The organism is Streptomyces sp. KL116D (assembly GCF_030766975.1).
GTDB lineage: Bacteria > Actinomycetota > Actinomycetes > Streptomycetales > Streptomycetaceae > Streptomyces > Streptomyces longispororuber_A.
On the sequence record NZ_JASERH010000009.1, the window covers coordinates 16,883 to 37,941 of the forward strand.

Below are 21,059 nucleotides of genomic sequence, written 5' to 3' on the forward strand. Positions count from 1 at the left end.
CGAACGCTGGTCGTGACTTCGGACGGGACCGTAGAATCGAAGCGCTTCCGCGTCAATGACTCCCTCAGGACTCACCTAACTTGCATTTCAGATGCCACATTTGTAGCGTGCTCTCATGCGGCTGACGCGATTCACGGATCTGGCTCTGCGCGTACTGATGCGCCTGGCGGTCGAGGAGGGGGACCTGCCCACGACCCGCGAGGTGGCGTCCGCCATGGACGTGCCGTACACGCACACCGCGAAGGTCGTCGCCAAGCTGCAGCACATGGGCCTGGTCGAGGCACGGCGCGGCCGGGGCGGCGGACTCACGCTCACCGGGGCGGGCCGGGCGGTCTCCATCGGCGGACTGGTGCGGGACCTCGAAGGACCCGGCGACGTCGTCGACTGCGAGGGCACCACCCCGTGCCCCCTGCGCTCGGCCTGCCGATTGCGGGGCGCGCTGCGCGAGGCCCAGGAGGCGTTCTTCGCGTCACTGGACCCGCTGACCCTGCCCGATCTCGTCAAGGCACCCACCGGCCCCCTGCTGGTGGCCCTCTCCCCCACCCCTGCCGCGGACTGAGCTCGTGACCACGAGCACGGTCCGCGTCGACCCGCACCTCAAAATACGACTCTCAAATGCATATTAAGGAGTTCCGCTGATGCTCAGCGCTCAGTCGGCCGCAGTCGTCCGCGCCACGCTCCCCGCCGTCGGCGCGGCCATCGAGGACATCACCGGGCGGTTCTACGGGAAGCTCTTCGACGCCCACCCCGACCTCCTGCGCGACCTGTTCAACCGGGGCAACCAGGCGGCCGGCAGCCAGCGGCAGGCGCTCGCCGGCTCCATCGCCGCCTTCGCCACGTACCTGGTCTCTCACCCGGACGACAGGCCCGACGTGATGCTGCAGCGCATCGCGCACAAGCACGCCTCGCTGGGCGTGCTCCCCGAGCAGTACCCGGTCGTGCACCAGCACCTGTTCGAGGCGATCGCGGAGGTGCTCGGCGACGCGGTCACCCCGGAGGTGGCCCGCGCCTGGGACGAGGTGTACTGGCTGATGGCGAACGCCCTCATCGCGATCGAGGAACGCCTCTACGCGGAGCAGGGCGTGACCGCCGGCGACGTGTGGCAGGACTGGGAGGTCGTGTCCCGCACCGATCCCACGCAGGACGTCGCGGCCTTCCTGCTGCGCCCCGCCGACGGCGCCGTCGCGCCCGCGTTCAAGCCGGGCCAGTACGTGTCCGTCCAGGTCACGCTGCCCGACGGCGCCCAGCAGATACGCCAGTACAGCCTGACGGGCGCGCCGTCCGAGACGACCCGCTCGATCGCCGTCAAGCGGGTGCCGGGCACCGACACCACGCCCGACGGCGAGGTCTCGCACCACCTGCACACGCATGTCGGCGCGGGCGACCGGCTGCGGGTCTCGGCGCCCTACGGCGATCTGGTCCTCGCGGTCGACGAGGCGCCGCTGCTGCTCGCCTCCGCGGGCATCGGCTGCACCCCGATGCTGGCCATGCTGGAGGAGCTCGCGGCCGCCCGGCACACCGGCCCGGTGACGGTCGTGCACGCCGACCGCTCCCCCGACACGCACGCGCTGCGCGCCGAGCACGAGGCGCTGGCCGGGAAGCTCCCGGACGCCACCGCCCACTTCTGGTACGAGCGGCCCGGCTCGGGGCACCGCACCGGCCGCGTCGACCTCGCGAACGTACCGGTCGCCCCCGGCACCCGCGCCTACCTCTGCGGCCCGCTGCCCTTCATGCGCGCGGTGCGCGAGCAGCTCCTCGCCCAGGGCGTGGCGCCGGCCGACATCCACTACGAGGTGTTCGGCCCCGACCTGTGGCTGGCCGCGGCCGCCTGAGCGAACCGGCCCGACGACCGACGACCGCGGTCCGGGGCGCCCGCCCGAGGGCACCCCGGACCGGACCTGACCTGACCCTGACCCTGACCTGCTAGGGGCGGAGCACGATCTTGCCGTGCGTGTGCCCCTGTTCCAGGTCACGGAACGCCTCCCGCACCTGCTCCAGGGGGTAGGCGCGGGCGATCGGCGCCACCAGTTCGCCGCGTGCGGCGAGCCGGGCGAGTTCGCCGAGGACGACCGCGCAGGCCGCCGAGCCCTCGCCGTGGGTCCGCGCGCCGATCCTGGCGGCGGACCGCCAGGCGCGGATCGTGTTGATCCGCTCGGGCCGCACCCCCAGCTCCACGGCCAGCTCGACGTAGGGGTCGCCGAACGTGTCGATGAACGCGTCGACCCGCCCGCCGGACGCCTGCCCGATCCGTTCCGCCACCCCTTCCCCGTACGCGACCGGCACGACGCCGCGCTCCTTCAGCCAGGCGTGGTTCCGCTCGCTCGCCAGGCCGATCACCGTGGCACCGCGCCGCCGCGCGAGCTGCACGGCGAGCGATCCGACGCCGCCCGCGGCGCCGGACACCACGACCGTGTCGCCGGGAGCGGGGTCCACCGCGAACACGGTGGCGTACGCCGTCGTCCCCGCCACGTACAGCGAACCGGCCACGTCCCACGGCAGGCCCTGCGGGCGGGCGACCAGGTTCACGTCGTCGACCGCCACGAACTCCGCCTGGCTCGCCCGCCGATGGGTGAAGCCGAGGACCTCGTCGCCCACCGCGAAGCCGCGCACCTCCGGGCCGGTCTCCACCACCACGCCGGCCAGATCGCTGCCCTGCCCGGAGGGGAACGTCGCGGGCCAGCGCGCGTGCAGCGCACCCGTGCGGATGTGCGTCTCACCCGGCTGGATCCCGGCCGCCCGCACCTCGACGAGGACCTGCGCGGGCCCGGGCACCGGCCGCTCCACCTCCTCGACCTCCAGCACATCGATCCCGCCGTACGCGTGGAACCGCACCGCCTTCATTCCGTGATCACCGCACTCTCTGGAGAGGACCGTCCTGGCGTCGACAACGGATCACGAACACCGCGTCTTCCCCGGCAGTTGAACGTCCGCGCGCTCACAGACGCGCGGCCCACGGATGGGGTCCGTACGTCGTGGTGAGCGCGTCCGCGAGCCAGCGGCACTGTTCCCGTGCGAGATGCGGCAGCGCCGCGTCGAAGTCCAGTTCGTCCTTGGGGCGCAGGCGCTTCGCCTTGTAGTGGAGCTGCACCTCGGGGACCACCACGGGCGTGCCGTCGCCGGTGGTGAACCCCAGGGCGTCGAGCGGCCTGCGCACGCGCGCGTCGCGGCGGGAGACCCATGCGGCCCCCTCGCTCTCCTCCAGCATGAGCTGGACACGCCAGGGCGCGTCGGGCCCGGGGCGGCACCAGATGTCGTGCACGCCCGGCGCCAGCGGTTCGCCCGCCGCCCACGGCCGCAGACTGCCCGGCGGGTCGGCGGCCCACAACTCCCAGCCCTGCATGACCTGTTGTGCGCGGGTCTGGTCCCGGCGCAGCACCATCACGTCGATGTCGCCGTGGGCGCGCAGCCGTCGCCCCACGGCCAGTTCGATCGCGATGCCCCCGGCCAGCCACCACGGTGTACCGAGCTCCTCGAAGAGGGCCGCGACCTCACCCGCGGGAGCCGGGTCCCAGGGGCCGAACGGTGCGTGGAGTCGTCTCATGCCAGCCATCCTGCCGCTCCGGAACGCCCCGCTCCCCGAGCCCGTACACGGTCTTCACCCGCCCCCCGCTCTTCTGCCAGGGTGAGGCCCGCATGATCAGTTCACCCTGCATCCATGGTCGTCCACCTCGACGAGGAGCATCGATGAGCCGCCGCGTGCCCCAGCAGCGCACCGCCACCCTGTCCGCCCTGGTCTGTCTGCTGGCCCTGACCGCCGCCGCACCCGCGGCGCCCTCCGCCGCGCACCGCCCCGCGAAGAAGCCGGCCACGAGTCTGCTGGACTCCGTGCCCAGGACCGGGGTGCTGCGCGTCTGCACGACGGGCGACTACCGGCCGTTCACCTACAAGGACCCGAAGGACGGCTCGTACCGCGGTGTCGACGTCGACATGGCGCGCGACCTGGCGAAGAGCCTCGACGCCGAGCCCCGCTTCGTGGACACCACCTGGGCGAACCTGGTGGCCGACCTGTCGGCCGGGAAGTGCGACATCGCGGCCGGCGGCGTCTCCGTCACGCTGCCGCGCGCCCGCCAGGTGTCCTTCAGCGAGCCGACCCGCGAGGACGGCAAGACGCCGATCGTGCGGTGCGCCGACAAGGACAGGTACCGGACGCTCCAGGACATCGACCAGGTCGGCACCACGGTGATCGTCAACCCCGGTGGCACGAACGAGCAGTTCGCCCGCGCCCACATCAAGCAGGCCACCATCAAGCTCCACCCGGAGAACACCACGATCTTCGAGGAGATCGTGGCGGGCCGGGCGGACGTGATGATGACCGACGCGAGCGAGACCCGCTACCAGGCCAAGCTCCATCCGGAGTTGTGCTCGGTCCACCCCGACGAGCCGTTCACGTTCGCGGAGAAGGCGTACGCGACGCCGCGCGGCGACCGGGACTTCCAGGAGTACGTGAGCCAGTTCGTGCACCTGGCCACGCACGACGGCACGTACGCCAAGTACGAGGCGGAATGGATGAGTTGAGGGTTCCGCGGCCGCTCAGAGCAGGACCGGTGTGAGGTCGGGTCCGCCGTCCGTGTCGTGGGCGTCCTCGTCGAAGGGGTAGAGCGGGCGCTCCACCCGGTGGTGCCCCAGGCGCACCAGGTCCTGGTCGACGCCGCCGGGGGTGAGCGCGAGCAGCCAGTCGGCGGCCATCGCGTGCAACTCCGGTTCCAGATAGCCGATCTTGACGACGACCAGGTCGTAGGTGCGCGGGTCGATCCCGAGTCCGCCCTCGGCGGGGCCGAGGAAGTCGGCGAGGGTGTGGAACGGCTTGCGGCGCTCGACGAGGATCACGGTGAGGCCGCCGACGCGGACGGCCGCCATGCCGACGCCGCGGTCGAACGCCCCGCCCTCGGCACGGTCCTTCCGGTCGGCGGCGCGCTGCAACGCCTCGACGGTGCCGGTCAGCCGGTACGGGCCGCCGTGCCGCGCGTCGACCTTGCCGCCGACCGAGAGCGTGACCTCGGCGCCGACCCCGGCCTCGAAGCAGGCGGCGACGGCGACCGGGTCGGTGATGCCGGGGTGCACGGCCGTCACCGCGCCGCTGCGGATCGCGTCGTGGGTCAGCAACTCGCCCAGCACGTACGCCAGATCACCGGCGCCGCCCGCGGTGGGGTTGTCGCCCGAGTCGCTGATGAGGAACGGCCGGCGGTCCGAGGCCACGGCCCGCTCGATGCACTCCCGGGCGCTGCCGGTCGGGCCGCCGAAGACGAAGTCGCGGCGGGCGTCCCAGTAGCGGCGGGCGAGCGACTCGGCTTCCCGCACGGCCGGTTCGGCGTCCTCGCCGGTCACCACGACGGCGGCCCTGCAGCGCGGCTCGTCGGCCCAGGCGTAGCCGACCCACAGCGCGGCGTCGAGGATGCCGTCCCGCTTCTCGATGCCGGCGAGGGAGCCGTAGAGCGACGCGGCGGGCTCCAGGCGGGTGCTGGTCTTCTCGCCGGGGAGGAGGACGGGGACCTGGACCCAGGCGCGGTGCGGGCGCAGGCCCTCGCGCAGGCAGTGGACGAGATTGCGGGCGGCACGCTCCCGGGTGTCCCAGGCGTCCTCGTGCGGGGCCAGGCGGTGGGCGGTGAGCAGGTCGACCGGGGTGGCGAAGCGGCGCGAGACGTTGCCGTGCAGATCCATCGCGGCGGAGATCACGGGGCGGTGGCCGTCGGGGGTGCCCACCTCGTCGAGGGCCGCGCGCACGGCCTCGGTCAGGTCGGCCTCGGCGTCGGTGAGGCCGACGACGCTCATGGCGCCGTGGATGTCGTACACGAGCCCGTCGAGCGGCCCCGACTCCCTGATCCGGGTGACGAGTTCGTCCTTCAGGAGCAGGTACGACTCGGCTTCCACGGGGCCGCCGGGCAGGGCGACCGCGTGCAGCAGCGGCACCCACTCGACGAGGGCGGCGAGGTCACCGTCCGGACGCGTCCAGGTGTAGCGGTCGAGGAGTTCGGCGCCGCGGGTCCGCCGGAAGTCGTCGAGGGTGGAGCGGTGCGGGCAGAACGTCGACGACTCGATGCCGATGCCGCCGATCCCGATCCGCAGCCGGCGGTCCCGCACCGGCGTGCTGCTGCTGGTCATGCGTGGCCGCTCTCTTCCTGCTGGTGGCGGTGGCGGCGGAACCCTACCCGCGCGGCGGCGCGAAAAGCGTTGGCGGGGCGGTGCCGCCCGTGGCTAGCGTCGTCCGGATGACTCACGAGAACCCGCTCGCGTACGCACTGGGGCTCGAAGGCATCGCGCTGATGCGGGCGTTCACCGGAACCGGGGAGCTCCCGGGGGACCCGGAGCGGGCCGGGCACGGTCCGGCGTTCGTGGCCGCGCGGGTCGCGGAGATCCGGCGGCTGCTCGACGACGCGTCGCTCGCGGGGGCCGCGGTCGACGTGGCCCGGGTCGACACCGTCGAGGGGTACCGGATCTGGTCGTCGACGTACGACGGGCCGAACACGGCCTTCGACTACGACGAGCCCGTGCTCACGGGGATCACGGCGGCCCTGCCGCCGGACTCGGTGGTGCTCGACGCGGCCTGCGGCACGGGACGGCTCGCGGCGCTGGCCGCGGGGTCCGGCCACCGGGTCATGGGCGTGGACAGCTCGCCCGACATGCTGGCGATGGCCCGCGCGCGGGTGCCGGAGGGCGACTTCCGGCGCGGCGACCTGCGTGCCCTGCCCGTGGCCGACGCGTCGGCCGACCTGGTGACGTGCTCCCTCGCGCTCACCCACGTGCCCGAACTCGGGCCGGTGCTGGCCGAGTTCGGCCGGGTGCTGCGGCCCGGCGGCCTGCTGTTCGTCGCCGACATCCACCCGGAGCAGGTGGCGCGCGGGGTGATCCCCTCGGTGCGGCGCACGGACGGCACTCCCGCCCGGCTCGCGTCGTACGTCCACCGCACCGGCGACTACGTGCGCGCGGCCCTCGCGGCGGGGCTGTCGGTGCGCCGCTGCGACGAGCCGGCACCGCGGCCAGGACCGGAGGCCGAGGACGGCGGCGGGGCGCGGGAGCCGGGTCCCGGGCCGTGGGAGGTGTGGCCGTGGTCGCTGTCGGACCTGGCGCCGGAAGCGGCGCACACGGCGTGGGCGGGGATGCCGGCGATGGTGCTGTGGCAGTTCGTGAGACAGGCCAGCTGACCTGCGACGAAACCCGCTGACCCGGCCGATGTCAGTGGCGGGGTGCAGACTGGCCGATACCTGGAGACAACGACGTTTCGGAGGTGTTCGGCATGACTGAAGTGCTGCTGGCCGTGGGCACGCGCAAAGGGCTGTTCCTTGGACGGCGGACGGGCGGGGGGTCCGGGGCGTCCTGGGTCTTCGACGACCATCCCTACTTCAACGCGCAGGCGGTGTACGCCGTCGCGATCGACACCCGGGGGGACACGCCCCGGCTCCTCGCGAGCGGTGACAGCGCGCACTGGGGGCCGTCCGTCTTCCACTCCGACGACCTGGGCCGCACCTGGACGGAGCCGTCGGCACCCGCCGTCAAGTTCCCCAAGGACACCGGGACTTCGCTGGAGCGGGTGTGGCAGCTCCATCCGGCGGCGGCCGAGCCGGACGTGGTGTACGCGGGGACCGAGCCCGCGGCGCTGTACCGGTCGGAGGACCGCGGCGAGACGTTCGAGCTGTGCCGCCCGCTGTGGGAGCACCCGACGCGCTCGCAGTGGGTGCCGGGCGGGGGCGGCGAGGGCCTGCACACCGTGCTCACCGACGCGCGGGACCCGCGGGCGCTGACGGTGGCGGTGTCGACGGCCGGGGTGTTCCGCTCCGCGGACGCCGGCGCCAGCTGGGCCCCGGCGAACCACGGGGTGTCGGCGGTGTTCCTGCCGGATCCGGACCCGGAGTTCGGGCAGTGCGTGCACAAGGTGGCGCGGGACGCCGTCGACCCGGACCGGCTCTACCTGCAGAACCACTGGGGCGTGTACCGCAGCGACGACGGGGGCGGCCGCTGGACCGACATCGGCGAGGGCCTGCCGTCGACGTTCGGGTTCGGGGTGGCCACGCACCCGCGCCGCGGGGACACGGCGTACGTGTTCCCGATCACCGCGGACGCGGACCGGGTCCCCGCCGACCACCGGTGCCGGGTCTTCCGCACCCAGGACGCGGGCAAGAGCTGGGAGCCGCTGTCGAGGGGCCTGCCGGAGGGCGACCACTACGGCACGGTCCTGCGGGACGCGCTGTGCACGGACGACGCGGACCCGGCGGGGGTGTACTTCGGCAACAGGAACGGCGAGGTGTACGCGTCGGCCGACGACGGCGACAGCTGGCGGCAGTTGGCGTCCCACCTGCCGGACGTGCTGTGCGTGCGCGCGGCCGTCGTGGGCTGACGCGGGGGCACCAGGCGGTCGGCCGGAAGGCCCCGGCCGACTGCCGGTTGAAGTGCTCCGCGTGTACGGCAGTAGGGTGACGCCCGTGGCACCACGACCCTTGCATGAAATCGTCGAGGCGGGCTGGGCGAAGGCCCTGGAACCCGTGGCCGGGCAGATCACCGCGATGGGAGAGTTCCTGCGCGCGGAGATCGCCGCCGGGCGCACCTATCTCCCGGCCGGAGCGAACGTGCTCCGCGCCTTCCAGCAACCGTTCGACGACGTACGGGTGTTGATCGTCGGGCAGGACCCCTACCCCACGCCGGGGCACGCGGTCGGCCTGTCGTTCTCCGTCGCGCCCGACGTGCGTCCGCTGCCGGGCAGCCTCATCAACATCTACCGGGAGCTGGGCAGCGACCTCGGTCTGCCGGAGCCGTCGAACGGGGACCTGACGCCCTGGACCCAGCAGGGCGTCCTGCTGCTCAACAGGGCGCTGACCGTGGCGCCCCGCCGGCCCGCGTCGCACCGCGACAAGGGGTGGGAGCAGGTCACCGAGCAGGCGATCAAGGCGCTCGCCGCGCGTGGCCGTCCGCTGGTGTCCGTGCTGTGGGGCCGGGACGCGCGCAACACGCGGCCCTGGCTCGGCGAGTACCCGGCGATCGAGTCACCGCACCCCTCCCCCATGTCCGCGGACCGCGGCTTCTTCGGCTCGCGCCCCTTCAGCCGGGCCAACGACCTGCTGGCCCGGCAGGGCGCGCAGCCCATCGACTGGCGGCTGCCGTGACCGCGCGCCGGGTCCTCGGAGTGGACTCGGGCGGCTCGGGACTGCGGCTGGCGCTCGCCGACCCCGACGATCCGGGGCGGGCCACGACGGCCGTGTCCCGCACCCCGGTGCGGACCTCCGCCGCGGGGATCGACGCCGCCGACATGATGGCTCAACTGCTTCCCATGGCACGGGCGTTGCTCGGTGACGACGCCGAGCGGCAGGCACCGGCCGCGGTCGTCGTGGGCGCCGCCGGGATGGCCACGCTCGGCGCGGACCTGCGCGCCGAACTGCCGGGCGCGATGCGGCGCGAGCTGGGCGTCGACCGGATCGCGCTGGCCGCCGACGGCGTGACCGCCTACGCGGGCGCGCTCGGTCAGCGGCCCGGCGCGGTGGTCGCCGCCGGCACCGGGATGATCGCCCTCGGCACCGATCTCGACGGCTGGCGGCGGGCCGACGGCTGGGGGCATCTGCTCGGCGACTGCGGCGGCGGCGCCTGGATCGGACGGGCCGGGCTCGACGCGGCGATGCGCGCGTACGACGGGCGCGGCGGCGGCAGCAAGGCGCTGCTCGCGCTCGCCGAGGAGCGGTTCGGCCCGGCCGGCGACCTGCCGGGGCAGATCTATCCGCGCACGGACCGGCCCGCGGCGCTCGCCTCGTTCGCGCCGGACGTGGCCGCGTGCGCGGCGGACGACCCGGTCGCGGCCGGCATCCTGCGCGCCGCGGCGCGGCACATCGCCGAGGCCGCCGCGGCGGTGTGCCCGGCACAGGGCGGTGAAGTCGCACTGACTGGCGGACTGTTCAAGATGGGCGATCCGCTGCTCGGCCCCCTCGGCGAGGAGCTGGCCGCCCAACTCCCGCAGGCCACCGTGGTTCCCGCCGCAGGTGACCCGCTGCACGGCTCCCTGGTGATCGCGGGCGCCCTCGCGACGGACGGCCTGCGCCTGCCCATCGACGGGCGTCTGCTGCATGTGCCGTAGACCGCCGCACCCCAGCGGACCAGGACAGTTGAGCCATCCGTAACCGATCGGACATTAGCGGACGGATACCGCTCAGCTGCCCCCTGACCGAACAAGGATGCCGCCCGAGCCAGTAGCATGCGGCGCCATGAGCTCCCCCACTGGGCCCGCTTCCGGCCTGCCTGTACGAATGCCGCGACCCCGACAGCCCGGACGGCACCGCCGCCCGGAACCCGTGGCCGCCCCCGAGGGCGCACCGTCCCTCGTTCTCGCGGTTCCTGGCGTGCCCAGCGCCGCGACGCGCATGCTCGCCGACGAGGTCGTCAGCATCGCGCGGTCCGAGCTGCCCGGCCTGGACGCGCGGGTCGGTTTCGTCGAGGGTGAGGTCACCGACTTCCCGATCTCGGCCGAGTTCCCCTCCCTCGCGTCCGTGCTCGCGCACGCCGCGAAGGAGCGCACCGCCCGCTACGAGCAGGCCGTCGCCGCCGGGGTCGAGGGAGTCAAGGAGCCGGAGGGGCCGGTCGCCGTCGTCGTGCCGCTCCTCGCGGGGCCCGACAACGCGCAGATCCGGCAGATCCGCCAGGGCATCACGGACAGCCGGGTCGCCGCCGAGCTGACGGACGTCCTCGGCCCGCACCCGCTGCTCGCCGAGGGTCTGCACGTGCGGCTGTCGGAGGCCGGGCTCGCCCGCGCCGACCGGGCCCGCCTGTTCACCGTGGCCACGGCCGCGGACGGCATCATCCTCGCGTCGGTCGGCGGCGAGGAGGCGGTCCAGGCCGCCGGCATCACCGGCATGCTGCTCGCCGCGCGCCTCGCCGTGCCGGTGATCGCCGCCGCGCTCGACGCCGAGGGGGCCGTCGCCGCGACCGCCGAGCAGCTCCGCAACTCCGGGTCGCAGCAGCTGGCGCTCGCGCCGTACCTGATCGGGCCCGAGCTGGACCCGTCCGTTCTGGAGGCCGCGGCCAAGGACGCGGGGTGCGCTGCCGCGGAGCCGCTCGGGGCGTATCCGGCGATGGGGAAGCTGGCGCTGGCCAAGTACACGACGGCGCTGGGGATCACCCCCCAGCCGGTTGCCTCCGGCGGTTGAGCGGGGGGTTCGTGGGGCCCGTGGCCGGTGCTGCGGGTCCTTCGTCGTTTCCGGGCTCGCCCTGCGGGCTCGGTCGTCGCCCTGCGGGCTCGTCCTCAAGCGCCGGACGGGCTGGATAGTACGCCTCGGGTAAGTCGTCGCGTCCCTTCAAACCGTCCTCAAACGCCGGACAGGCTGGAAAGTACGCCTCGGGTGAGACGTCGCGTCCCTTCAAACCGTCCTCAAACGCCGGACAGGCTGGAAAGTACGCCTCGGGTGAGACGTCGCGTCCCTTCAAACCGTCCTCAAACGCCGGACGGGCTGGATAGTGGGCTGGATGGTGCGTATCGGCCCATGAGCGCGTGGACCGTCTGTACCGTCGTGGGGCATGGGTGCTGACGAGGACGATGGTCTGCTGACCGAGCAGATGGCTTACTACCGGGCCCGGGCGCCGGAGTACGACCGGCCCTATGCCGAGCGGAGCGACCTGCGGGAGTTGTTGGGGCTCGTCGACGCGTGGCCGGTCGGTGGGGACGTGCTGGAGCTGGCCTGCGGGACCGGGCAGTGGACCGCGCTGCTCGCCGCGCGGGCGGACTCCGTGACCGCGGTCGACGCGTCCGCCGAGGTGCTGGACATCGCACGGGCGCGTGCGGGGGCGCCGGGCGTGCGGTTCGTTCAGGCGGATCTGTTCACCTGGCGGCCGCCGCGACGGTACGACACCGTGTTCTTCGGGTTCTGGCTGTCCCACGTGCCGGCGGCGCGGCTGGCGGACTTCTGGGCCACCGTCGACGCCGCGCTCGCGCCGGGCGGCACCGTGGTGTTCGTCGACGACGGGCCGGGTGAGGCCGTGCACGAGGAGCTCCTCCCCGGCGGGTCCGGGGAGACCGCGCTGCGGCGCCTCGACGACGGCAGCGCGTACCGCATCGTGAAGGTGTTCCACGAGACCGAGGCGCTGACCGGGCGGCTCGCGGCGCTCGGCTGGTCCGTGCGGGTGCGGCCCGCCGCCGGGAGCTTCATCGTCGGGATCGCCCGGCGGCGGGCGGGCGCAGACGTCAGCTGAAGACCACGCAGGACGCCGCGGGCACCCGTACCGAACCCGCCCGCACCGGCACGCCCGACTCCGCGTCCACGGCGAACCAGGTGACGTCTCCGGAGCGTTCGTTCGCCGCGTAGAGGAACCGTCCCGAGGGGTCGAGAGCCAGGTCGCGGGGCCAGTCGCCGCCGCAGGGCACGATCGCGCGCAGCGTGGGCTGTTCGCCGGTCGGGTCGAGGGAGAACAGGGAGATCGTGTTCTCGCCGCGCGTCGCGACCCACAGGAAGCGGCCGTCGGGCGCGACGACGACCTCGGAGGGGTAGGCGTCGCCGGCCGGCGCCTCGGGCAGGACCTGGAGCTCGGTGAGCGGCTTCAGGGTGCCGTCGGCCGCGTCCCAGCGGCACACGGTGAGGGTCGGGGTCAGCTCGTTGAGGACGTACGCGTGGTCGCCCGCCGGGTGGAAGGCGAGGTGGCGGGGGCCCGAGCCGGGCCGCAGGGCCGTCTCGTGGTGGAGCGTGACGCGGCCGTCGTCGTCGAGGGCGCAGACCCGGACCGAGTCCGTGCCGAGGTCGACGCTGAGGGCCCAGCGGCCGCTCGGGTCCGGCAGGACCTGGTGGGCATGCGGGGTCTGCTGGCGCTGCGGGTGGGGCCCCGAGCCGGTGTGGGCCAGCACGTCGCGGCCCGCGGGGTCCGGGGTGCCGTCGGTTCGCAGCGGCACCACGGTGACGCTGCCGGAGCCGTAGTTGGCGGTCAGTACGCGGGCGGCCTCGGGCCACACCGACAGATGCGTGGGGCCGTCGCCGTCGACGAGCGTGGGCGGTGCGGCCAGGCGCACCGGCACCGTGTCGGTGCGGAACGCGGCGACGGCGCCGTCGGTGGTCTCGCTCACCGCGTAGAGCAGTCCGCCGCCGGCCGTCAGGTACGAGGGGTCGGGCAGCACGTCCGTGGCGTCCAGGACCGTGAGCGAGCCGTCGGCCGGGTCGAGGTCCGCGGTGACGATGCCGCGGCCGCCCGCCGCCGTGAACGATCCGATGTACGCCCGCCCTGCCTGACTGCCGCTCACTGCTTCCCCTTTCGGCGTGCGGGCCGAGTGCCCGCGCGGCCGACGGTAGCAGCGGGTCTAGACCAGATCGTGCCAGGGAGTGCGGCGCCGCGTCGCGATCCCCTCTTCGCCGCGTGCCCGCGCGTGCGCCTCGGGGTGGTGGACGTACGCCGGGGTGCTCTCGACGTCGTCGTACGTGCGGTGGAAGACGCCGGTCGCGGAGCCGGAGATCGGCGGCACGATCCACGACCAGTCGGCGCCGACGGGGCGCCCGCGGGACTCCTCGCGCTCGATGTGGGTGAGGAAGCGCCGGGACTCGGTGTGGTGGTCGGTGATGGTGACGCCCGCCCGGTCGAAGGAGTGCAGGACGGAGCGGTTGAGCTCGACGAGCGCCTCGTCCTTCCACAGGGAGCGGTCGGTGCTGGTGTCGAGGCCGAGGCGGTGGGCGAGGTGGGGCAGGAGGTTGTAGCGGTCGGTGTCGGCGAGGTTGCGGGCGCCTATCTCGGTGCCCATGTACCAGCCGTTGAACGGCGCGGAGCCGTAGCAGACGCCGCCGATCTCCAGGCACATGTTGGCGAGGGCGGGGACCGCGTGCCAGCGCAGGCCGAGCTCGGACCACCAGGTGAAGTCCGGGTGTTCCAGGGGGACTTCGAGGACGGCGTCGGGGGGCAGGTCGAACCAGCGGGGCCGTTCGTGCGGGGCGCTCTGGACGACGAGGGGCAGGACGTCGAACGGGGTGCCGGGGCCGCCGCGCCAGCCGAGGCTCCTGGCCAGGTCCGTGAGGCCCGTGCCGCGCGGGTCGCCGATGACGTGGCCGCTGCGCTGGACGTAGCCGGCGTAGCGGATGAGCTGTTCGTTCCAGATGCGGGGTCCTGGACGCCCGGGGCGGTCGGGCGCGAAGACGGTGATCAGCGGGCGGATCCGGCCTTCGGGCGCGGCCTCCCGCAGGTGGTCGGCGCAGGCCGCCGCGATCTCCTCGGGCCGGGTGAGCCCGCGCAGGTCGCGCACGCGCAGCGAGCGCCAGTACAGGCGGCCTATGCAGCGGTTGGCGTTGCGCCAGGCGACCCGGGCGCCGAAGACGAGTTCCTCGGTGGTGTGGGTGTACGTGCCGGTCGCGGCGAGTTCGGCCCCGACCTCGGCGAGCCGGGGTGCGGGGTCGCCGAGCTGCTCCTCGGCGTGGTGGCGGCGGACGAAGTCGGCGGCGGCGTGGGCCAGGTCGCCGGGGCGCCGGGCGGTGGGCCTGCGGTGGGCGCCGCCGGCGGGGGCCGGGCAGCGGTCGTGCCGGGGCGCTTCGGCGGCGTCCGCCGGGTGCGCGTCCGTGGCGGCGGCCAGCCAGCCCTCCACCTCCTGGGCTCCGGTCCGGCGCAGGTTGCTTCGCATGGTGACCCCCAGCGGCTCGACGGTGGCCCACGGCTCGCTCCCGCGCGGCCGTGGGTGGGGGACCTGTCCGACGGACAGCGCCCCGGGCGTCCAATGGCGCGGGATTACCCCTGGGGCAGGGTGATCCACCCTGTACGTGCTCCGGGAAAGGGCCTCATTCGGGGCCGGGTTGTCCACGCCGATGCGAGACAACCACAAGTGGGCGCATGTCGGCGGGCGGTCGGCGACGAACGGGGAGCGTGCGGAACTGTGCGGGGGCGTGTGGGCCGTCTCTCGCGCCTGGGGGCGCGGGCCGGGCCCCGGTCTGGACTCGGGGCCGGACTTCGAAGCGGGGCCCGGTGCACGACCCCGTACACGACCCGTCGTGAGGACCGGTGCGGGCTCAGGCCCCGACGGCCCCGGCCGGGACGCGGTTCGATCCGCGCAGCGGAACGGCGAGGTCGAGGAGGGCCCGCTCCAGCGCGTGCAGGTGCGCGAGCACCGGTTCGGCGCCGGCCGGGTGCGGGGCCGCGGCCTCGGCGAAGGGGCGGCGCTGCCCGCCGGTCGGCGCGTCGGTGAGCGCCTCGACGGCCGCTTCAACCCGCCAGCAGGCGGCGGCGAGGCGGGCGTCGTGGGAGGCCTCGGGGTCGGCGGCGACGGACGCCAGGCCGCGCACCTCGCGCGCGCAGTCGTCGAGCAGGGCGAGCACCTGCCGGGCCCGGCCGCTGCGGGCCTTCATCGGGCTGAGCGGGTGGACGAGCGGGGCGAGCGAGAGCCGGACGCGGCCGAGGATCGCCTCCAGCTCGGCGACGCGCGGGGCCGGATCCGCGGCCTCGTTCCCCGCGAGGCGTGCGGCGGCCTCCGCCGTGCACGCGTGCACGCAGCGCAGCGCCCGCTCGACCCAGGCGTCGGTCACGGAGTGCGTGGTCACCGGCAGCACGAGCAGCACGGCGAGCACGGCCCCCAGCGAGCCCACGGCCGTCTCGCTCACCCGCAGGGCGAGCAGCGCCGGGTCGAGCACGCCGAGGAGTCCGTAGAGCATGCTGGCCATCACGGTCACCGCGAGCATCATCCACGTGTACGAGACGTGCGCGGTGTAGAAGATCCCGAAGACGCCGACCGCGACGACGACCGCGGCGGCCACCGGATCGTGGTGCAGGGGCACGGCGACCGCGAAGCCCACGACGATTCCGAGCACGGTGCCCAGGAACCGCCGGAAGCCCCGCACGACCGTCTCCCCGCGCGAGGTCGTCGCCACGAACACCCACCAGGTGGCGCCCACGGCCCAGTACCACCGCTGGTCGGACAGCAGCTGCCCGACGGCCAGCGCGAATCCGGCGCCCACGGTCGCCTGGACGGCCTGCCGCGTGGTGATCCGGGCGAGCCCGGTGCCCCCGGTCGGCGGTGCGACGGCGGCGGGCGCCGGCAGCCGGCGCTCGTAGCACCACGCCCCGAACCGCACGGCGGCCGCGGCGACGAGCGACAGCAGCACGGCCGCGTACAGCTCGGGAAGCTGGCCGGGCACCGTGTGCAGGAACTGCGTGGCGAAGAACATCATGAACGCGAAGACGCCGAGGCTGTGGCCGCGCGGTCCCCACCGCCGCGCGTACACCCCCGCCCCGACGACCGCGAGGAACGCCAGGTCGCGGGCGACCGGCACGTCGTGCAGCAGCGCGGCGAGCGCGAGGACCGGAAGGCCGACGACCGGGAGCAGCGCGGTGGTCACGGCCTGGCCGCGCACCGTCGCGTCGGTGACGGTGAACAGGGCGAGCAGCGCGGCCAGGCCCCCGGTGATGGCGGCCACCAGCGAGTGCCCGGCCAGTCCGCAGACCGCGACGGCGAGCCCGATCCCGAGCACCGCCCGGCTCGCGAACCGCAGCCGGATCCGCCCCGGGTCCGGCGCCACGAACGCCCTCTTCAGCACGTTGCCCCGCCCCTTCCGCACCTGAGATGCGCCACGACATGAGAAAGGCGCCGCGGAGATCCCTGGGGATCCGCAGCGCCATCGACATGCACATCTCAGCATCCGACCGGCTGACGGTTCAAATGAGGCCGGAAAGCCTGCGCCAATGGCCCAGCAAGAGTGCTGTCCGGTCGGCCACGGCAGAGCCAACGGACCACCTGTCCGGGCAGGCGGCCGTCATGGGCCGATCCGCTCAGGAGCCGAGAATCCGTGCCTTCTCCGCGGCGAACTCCTCGTCCGTCAGGAGGCCCTGGGCCTTGAGGTCGGCGAGTCCGGTGAGCTGGGCGACCCGGTCCGCCGGAGCGGGTGCGGGTGCTGGTGCCGGTGCGGGTGCCGGTGCCGGCGGGGGTGCGGCCTGCGCCTCCGCCTCCGCCTGCCGGCGCATGTCGCGCTCGGACATGCCGCGGTTGACGCGGTGGGAGACGGCCGAGGCGGTGCCGGAGATCACCGCGGTGCGTGCGACGGTGCCCAGCAGGCCGGGCCGTCCGTATCGCCGAGGCATGTCGATCCTCCCTTTCACTGACTCACTGGCTCACTGTCAGTCGTCGCCGAGCGCGGCGACGGCCTCGACGACGACCGCCCTGGGGATGCGTTCCAGCAGCCGCAGGTCGCCGTGCGACGCCCGCACCGCCGTGGACAGTCGCGCCGCCCAGGAGTTCTCCCAGGCCACGACGAGCGCCGACGACGCCGGCGGGAGTTCCTCCGCGACGGCGTGCAGGTCCTCGTCGCTGAACAGGTCGAACTGGGCGTCGGCGATCGATCCGAAGTCGTCCGCGACCTCCGCGTCGGCCCCTTCGACGACCGCCACGGAACCGTCGTCGTCCTTGCGGACGAAACTCAGGTCCAGGATGCGCACGGTGCCGTTCTTCTGCAGCTCCCACAGTGCGGGAGCGACGTCGCCGTTGATGCGGTTGCCCTCGAAGACGACCACGGCGACGTCGACCGGTCCGATCGTGTCGACGTTCAAACCCCTGGGCACGAGCGGGACCCCCTTCCCTGAGGCGGGTCACGGACTCACGGACTCACGGGCATCGCGGAGCACGAAGCACCGGGAACCGGAAACCGGGTGGTGGGAACGAGACAAGCACCGCTGCCGCCCGGACGGTAGCCGTGAACAAGCCACCGCGTCGGCTCACCCCGTGCGGTCCGGTCGGCCGCGGCCGCCGAGGGCCGCCCGGTAGCGGCTCGGGCGGGTGCCGGTGTGCCGGGCGAAGAGGGCGCTGAACGTGCCCACGTCGCGGTAGCCGACCTCGGCGGAGATGCTCGCCACGGTCCGCTCGGTGCTCTCCAGCAGGTGGCGGGCCCGGCGCACCCGCGCCTGGTGCAGGTACGCGAGGGGGGTCCGCCCGGTCTCGGCGCCGAAGCGGCGCAGCAGGGTCCGGGCGCTGACGCCGAACTCGCGGGCCAGGGCGGGCAGGTCGTAGCGGGCGGCCAGGTCCTGGTCGAGGCGGCGCATGACGGAGGGGGCGAGGCCGCGTCCGACCGTGGGCAGCAGGTCCAGGTCGACGTAGGGCGCCTGCGTGGAACGGGTGTCGTCGAGCAGGGCCAGGCGTGCGGTGCCGCGTGCGACCCGCGGGCCGTCGTGCTCGCGGACGAAGCGCAGCGCGAAGTCGTACATCGCGCTGAAGGCCGCCGTGGTCGTCACCCCGCGGTCGGTCACCACCAGTTCCGCCGGGCGGATCCGCGCCTCGGGATGGCGCCTCGCGAGTCGGTCCGCGTACAGCCAGGAGGTGGTCGCGGCGCGCCCGTCGAGCAGTCCGGCCTCCCCCAGCAGGAAGGCGCCGACGCAGATCGACACCAGGGCGGTGCCCGCCGCGGCCTGGGCGCGGATCGTGCCGGTCTCCGGCGCGAGGTCCGCCAGGGCGGCGTCGACGGCGGGGCCGGGCGGCGCCTCGAACCCGGGCACGATCAGGACGTCCGCGGGACGCACCGCCGAGACGTCGAGCCGCGCGCCGCCGGACGCGGTCACCCGGCGCCGGGGCGAGACCACCGACGTCTCGTACGACGGCCCGGCCGCGCCCTGGGCCGCGGCGACCCGGGTCGCCATGGTCAGCAGGTCGAGCACGCCGTAGACCTCCGACGCGAAACAGCCCGGGTAGGCGAGGACGCTCACGCGCAGCGGGCTCACACGGCACCTCCGACGGCCGACGGCGGACGGCGGTATCGCCCCGACACATGGCGGCATCGCCGGTTCTCTGCGTGGCCAGCCTCCCCCCATCCTTGCGATCATGACAAGCAGTCAAGAACGACAGGACGACGATCCCCTCGACGACTTCGAGCGCCGGGACGTCGTCGTCGGCGGTGTCGGCAAGCGGGTGTACGTCACCGGGGACGGGCCCGCGGTGATCCTCATGCCGGAGATGCCGGGGATCAGTCCCGACGTCGCCCGGTTCGCCCGCTGGATCCGGGACGCGGGCCTCTCCGTGTACCTGCCCTCGCTGTTCGGCGTCGACGGGGCGTATCCCCGCGCGGAGGCGGCCGGGACGGTGATGCGCCGGGCGTGCGTCAGCGCCGAGTTCCGGGCGTTCGCCGGGGGCGGCACCAGTCCGGTGGTGGGCTGGCTGCGCGGCCTCGCCCGGGTCGCGCACGCCGAGCGGGGCGGCCCCGGGGTCGGCGCGGTGGGGCTCTGCTTCACCGGCAACTTCGCCCTCACCATGGCGCTCGAACCGGCCGTCGTCGCGCCGGTGGTGAACCATCCGTCGCTGCCGCTCGACGATCCGGGCGGCCTGGAGATGGCCGCGGCGGACGCCGTCGCGGTGGCCGACCGGGTGCGTCGCGACGGGCTGACCGTGCTCGCGCACCGCTTCGAGGGCGACCGGTGGTGCACGGGCCGGCGGTTCGCCGCCTACCGTGCGCTGCTGGGCGACGCGTTCGACGGGCGCGTGCTGCCCGCCGACGCGGCCAACCCGGATCCGCCGCCGTTCTTCCGTGACGTCGTCGGCTGCGCCCACAGCGTGGTCACGGCGCATCTCGTCGACCGGGACGGCCATCCCACGGTGCGGGCCCGCGACGACATCCTCGCCTTCCTCCGGGAACGGCTCGGCGGGACGGCCCCGGCGTAGTCGCCGCGACCTACGGGGCGATGCCGACCCCGTCGATCCGCGACCACGCCTTCTCCTGCGCGGCCGTCATGGCGGGCCAGGTCAGCCCGCCGGGGCGGGGCCTGATCCGGGAGGCGTACGGCTCGGGGCGGAACGACGGGACGTAGAAGCAGCCGGTGCCGTAGGTGCGGTCGAAGGTCGCGCAGGACGCGGCGAGGGATCCGGGTGTCGGCTTCTCGCCCGTGCGGGACCAACGGTCGAGCGCCGCCAGGGAGTTGGCGTACTCGGAGTCGCTGAGCGCGCTGTGTTCGGTCTCCGTCGTGAACGTCTGGACGAGGTGCCCGTCGCGGCCCGCGCCGCGCAGCGTCGCCCGGTAGGCGGCCTCGTGCTCGACGAACGCGGTCGGGTCGTCGATCGCGTGCAGGGTGAGGACCGGCAGGGTCACCCGGCCCGTGAGGTCGCTGTCGTAGGAGAGGTCACGGCGTGCCGTGGGGTCGGCGGAGAAGCGGGCGACGCCCGCGTTGAGCGCCTTGTCGTCGTGCGAACCGGTGTACCGCACGCCGCGGTTGGAGAACGGGTTGCGGCCGACGAGGCGGGTGTCGACGATGTCGCGGAAGGTGAACGTGGCGAAGCGCAGATGGGATTCGAGGGACCGTTCGGGGATGCGGGTGACGGCGAGGATGTCGTCGAGGTTGCGCTGCTGGAGCGCGGTGCGCTGTTCGGGCGGCGAGGTGTAGCCGGTGCACTCCTGGAGGCGGGCGCGCAGTCCGGCCGACGTCATGGTGGAGCCGGGGCGCAGGCCCTGCCACAGCGGGTACTGCGGTTCGCTGGGGCGGGGGTGGTTGCGGCAGTAGTACTGGTAGACGACGCGCAGGTCGACGCGGTAGTCGTAGCCGCGCGAACCGCCGCCCAGGACGCCGCTGGTGAGCAGCACGCCGTCGTAGGCGCCGGGCCGGGTGCCGTAGGTCTCCGCGACCTTGGCGGCGACGTCGCCGCCCCAGGACTGGCCGTGCAGATAGGTGCGGTCCGGTGTGCCGAACTCCTCGACGAACAGGCGGCGCACGCTCTCGGTGTCGGCGGCCGCCATCCGGGTGCCGTATCCGCCGCGCCGGTAGGAGGATCCGGCCCAGGCGTACCCCTGGTCGACGAGCACGGCCCAGCGGTCCAGGTCGTCGGTGCTGCGGGCGGGGTCGGAGGCGTCGCCGAGGTCGGGGCCGCCGTGGGCGTGGACGACCAGGGAGCCGTTCCAGCGCGTGGGGACCGCGACGGTGTAGTACGCCCCGGTGTCGTCCTGACCGGTGTAGCACCTCGCCTTGTCCTGGAGGCGGGGTGGGCACGGTGCGGTGGCCGGCGCTCCCGGGGAGGGGGCGGCGGGGGCGGCGGAGGCGGTGCCGAGGCTGCCGAGCAGCAGGGCGGCGAGGGACGCGGCGACGGCGGCCGGGCGGCTTCGGCGGAAGAGGTCAACTGTGTTCAAGGGAGCGGCTCCTGTGCCGGCTGTGCACGAAATGGCGCTGAGAGCCGGGAT

At 74.2% G+C, this 21,059-nt stretch carries 20 protein-coding genes; 10 read left to right on the top strand and 10 right to left on the bottom strand.

Going from position 1 to position 21,059, the window contains the following annotated elements:
• The first annotated feature begins 115 nt into the window (after positions 1-115).
• Together RBJ77_RS02390 and RBJ77_RS02395 are read left to right on the top strand one after the other, a co-directional pair.
• A complete protein-coding gene (locus RBJ77_RS02390; protein ID WP_372343446.1) occupies positions 116-559 on the top strand; it encodes an Rrf2 family transcriptional regulator in 444 nt (147 codons plus the stop codon).
• Positions 560-638: 79 nt separating this feature from the next.
• Positions 639-1,832 (top strand): globin domain-containing protein, encoded by a 1,194-nt coding sequence (locus RBJ77_RS02395; RefSeq protein WP_372343447.1) that lies wholly within the window; start codon positions 639-641, stop codon positions 1,830-1,832.
• 91 nt (positions 1,833-1,923) lie between these two features.
• Here the strand turns inward: RBJ77_RS02395 and RBJ77_RS02400 are convergent, their stop codons facing one another.
• Complete coding sequence (locus tag RBJ77_RS02400) at positions 1,924-2,841, bottom strand: NADP-dependent oxidoreductase (RefSeq protein WP_372343448.1); 918 nt, start codon at positions 2,839-2,841, stop codon at positions 1,924-1,926.
• A gap of 94 nt (positions 2,842-2,935) precedes the next feature.
• Positions 2,936-3,541, bottom strand: coding sequence for a nucleotidyltransferase domain-containing protein (locus tag RBJ77_RS02405; protein WP_372343449.1), 606 nt, complete (start codon positions 3,539-3,541; stop codon positions 2,936-2,938).
• Between the two features lie 143 nt (positions 3,542-3,684).
• Here RBJ77_RS02405 and RBJ77_RS02410 point away from each other — a divergent pair, with 143 nt between their 5' ends.
• Positions 3,685-4,515: a transporter substrate-binding domain-containing protein gene (locus tag RBJ77_RS02410; protein ID WP_372343450.1), complete on the top strand. Its 831-nt coding sequence runs from the start codon at positions 3,685-3,687 to the stop codon at positions 4,513-4,515.
• Positions 4,516-4,530: 15 nt separating this feature from the next.
• On the opposite strand, the gene RBJ77_RS02415 is transcribed toward RBJ77_RS02410, so the two are convergent.
• Positions 4,531-6,099 carry a M81 family metallopeptidase gene (locus RBJ77_RS02415; RefSeq protein WP_372343451.1) on the bottom strand — a complete coding sequence of 523 codons (1,569 nt, stop codon included), beginning with the start codon at positions 6,097-6,099 and terminating at the stop codon, positions 4,531-4,533.
• A 107-nt stretch (positions 6,100-6,206) separates the two neighbouring features.
• Between RBJ77_RS02415 and RBJ77_RS02420 the strand changes: the two genes are divergently transcribed.
• The 6 genes from RBJ77_RS02420 (at position 6,207) to RBJ77_RS02445 (ending at position 12,156) form a co-directional block, all read left to right on the top strand.
• A complete protein-coding gene (locus tag RBJ77_RS02420) occupies positions 6,207-7,139 on the top strand; it encodes a class I SAM-dependent methyltransferase (protein WP_372343452.1) in 933 nt (310 codons plus the stop codon).
• A 92-nt stretch (positions 7,140-7,231) separates the two neighbouring features.
• Positions 7,232-8,329: a WD40/YVTN/BNR-like repeat-containing protein gene (locus RBJ77_RS02425; protein WP_372343453.1), complete on the top strand. Its 1,098-nt coding sequence runs from the start codon at positions 7,232-7,234 to the stop codon at positions 8,327-8,329.
• Between the two features lie 85 nt (positions 8,330-8,414).
• Entirely contained in the window at positions 8,415-9,092 is a 678-nt protein-coding gene (locus RBJ77_RS02430) for a uracil-DNA glycosylase (RefSeq protein ID WP_372343454.1), read from the top strand.
• On the top strand, positions 9,089-10,051 hold the full coding sequence (locus RBJ77_RS02435; RefSeq protein WP_372343455.1) for an N-acetylglucosamine kinase: 963 nt from the start codon (positions 9,089-9,091) through the stop codon (positions 10,049-10,051). The genes RBJ77_RS02430 and RBJ77_RS02435 overlap by 4 nt, the downstream gene beginning before the upstream one ends.
• A gap of 127 nt (positions 10,052-10,178) precedes the next feature.
• Entirely contained in the window at positions 10,179-11,117 is a 939-nt protein-coding gene (locus RBJ77_RS02440; protein WP_255974245.1) for a sirohydrochlorin chelatase, read from the top strand.
• Between the two features lie 367 nt (positions 11,118-11,484).
• Positions 11,485-12,156, top strand: a complete 672-nt coding sequence (locus RBJ77_RS02445; RefSeq protein WP_372343456.1) for a trans-aconitate 2-methyltransferase — start codon at positions 11,485-11,487, stop codon at positions 12,154-12,156.
• Here the strand turns inward: RBJ77_RS02445 and RBJ77_RS02450 are convergent.
• From RBJ77_RS02450 to RBJ77_RS02475, 6 genes are all read right to left on the bottom strand, one after another.
• Positions 12,149-13,192 carry a lactonase family protein gene (locus tag RBJ77_RS02450; protein ID WP_372343457.1) on the bottom strand — a complete coding sequence of 348 codons (1,044 nt, stop codon included), beginning with the start codon at positions 13,190-13,192 and terminating at the stop codon, positions 12,149-12,151. The two genes, RBJ77_RS02445 and RBJ77_RS02450, sit on opposite strands and share 8 nt — an antisense overlap.
• Positions 13,193-13,249: 57 nt before the next feature.
• Complete coding sequence (locus RBJ77_RS02455; RefSeq protein ID WP_372343458.1) at positions 13,250-14,551, bottom strand: nitric oxide synthase oxygenase; 1,302 nt, start codon at positions 14,549-14,551, stop codon at positions 13,250-13,252.
• A gap of 382 nt (positions 14,552-14,933) precedes the next feature.
• A complete protein-coding gene (locus RBJ77_RS02460) occupies positions 14,934-16,454 on the bottom strand; it encodes an FUSC family protein (RefSeq protein WP_372343459.1) in 1,521 nt (506 codons plus the stop codon).
• Between the two features lie 232 nt (positions 16,455-16,686).
• The gene (locus RBJ77_RS02465; RefSeq protein ID WP_372343460.1) at positions 16,687-16,995 is read right to left on the bottom strand and encodes an SHOCT domain-containing protein; all 309 of its coding nucleotides are present in this window, start codon (positions 16,993-16,995) and stop codon (positions 16,687-16,689) included.
• Positions 16,996-17,031: 36 nt separating this feature from the next.
• Positions 17,032-17,472 carry a DUF6325 family protein gene (locus tag RBJ77_RS02470; protein WP_372343461.1) on the bottom strand — a complete coding sequence of 147 codons (441 nt, stop codon included), beginning with the start codon at positions 17,470-17,472 and terminating at the stop codon, positions 17,032-17,034.
• A gap of 153 nt (positions 17,473-17,625) precedes the next feature.
• On the bottom strand, positions 17,626-18,621 hold the full coding sequence (locus RBJ77_RS02475; RefSeq protein ID WP_372343462.1) for a GlxA family transcriptional regulator: 996 nt from the start codon (positions 18,619-18,621) through the stop codon (positions 17,626-17,628).
• A 100-nt stretch (positions 18,622-18,721) separates the two neighbouring features.
• Between RBJ77_RS02475 and RBJ77_RS02480 the strand changes: the two genes are divergently transcribed.
• Entirely contained in the window at positions 18,722-19,555 is an 834-nt protein-coding gene (locus tag RBJ77_RS02480) for a dienelactone hydrolase family protein (protein ID WP_372343463.1), read from the top strand.
• Between the two features lie 10 nt (positions 19,556-19,565).
• Here the strand turns inward: RBJ77_RS02480 and RBJ77_RS02485 are convergent, their stop codons facing one another.
• Complete coding sequence (locus tag RBJ77_RS02485; protein ID WP_372343464.1) at positions 19,566-21,008, bottom strand: alpha/beta hydrolase family protein; 1,443 nt, start codon at positions 21,006-21,008, stop codon at positions 19,566-19,568.
• Positions 21,009-21,059 lie beyond the last annotated feature (51 nt).

Coding starts and splice junctions, on each gene's coding strand:
- RBJ77_RS02405 (WP_372343449.1), bottom strand. CDS start 3,541: ATGAGACGACTCCACGCACCGTTCGGCCCCTGGGACCCGGCTCCCGCG.
- RBJ77_RS02465 (WP_372343460.1), bottom strand. CDS start 16,995: ATGCCTCGGCGATACGGACGGCCCGGCCTGCTGGGCACCGTCGCACGC.
- RBJ77_RS02415 (WP_372343451.1), bottom strand. CDS start 6,099: ATGACCAGCAGCAGCACGCCGGTGCGGGACCGCCGGCTGCGGATCGGG.
- RBJ77_RS02390 (WP_372343446.1), top strand. CDS start 116: ATGCGGCTGACGCGATTCACGGATCTGGCTCTGCGCGTACTGATGCGC.
- RBJ77_RS02410 (WP_372343450.1), top strand. CDS start 3,685: ATGAGCCGCCGCGTGCCCCAGCAGCGCACCGCCACCCTGTCCGCCCTG.
- RBJ77_RS02440 (WP_255974245.1), top strand. CDS start 10,179: ATGAGCTCCCCCACTGGGCCCGCTTCCGGCCTGCCTGTACGAATGCCG.
- RBJ77_RS02425 (WP_372343453.1), top strand. CDS start 7,232: ATGACTGAAGTGCTGCTGGCCGTGGGCACGCGCAAAGGGCTGTTCCTT.
- RBJ77_RS02445 (WP_372343456.1), top strand. CDS start 11,485: ATGGGTGCTGACGAGGACGATGGTCTGCTGACCGAGCAGATGGCTTAC.
- RBJ77_RS02480 (WP_372343463.1), top strand. CDS start 18,722: ATGACAAGCAGTCAAGAACGACAGGACGACGATCCCCTCGACGACTTC.
- RBJ77_RS02395 (WP_372343447.1), top strand. CDS start 639: ATGCTCAGCGCTCAGTCGGCCGCAGTCGTCCGCGCCACGCTCCCCGCC.
- RBJ77_RS02400 (WP_372343448.1), bottom strand. CDS start 2,841: ATGAAGGCGGTGCGGTTCCACGCGTACGGCGGGATCGATGTGCTGGAG.
- RBJ77_RS02455 (WP_372343458.1), bottom strand. CDS start 14,551: ATGCGAAGCAACCTGCGCCGGACCGGAGCCCAGGAGGTGGAGGGCTGG.
- RBJ77_RS02420 (WP_372343452.1), top strand. CDS start 6,207: ATGACTCACGAGAACCCGCTCGCGTACGCACTGGGGCTCGAAGGCATC.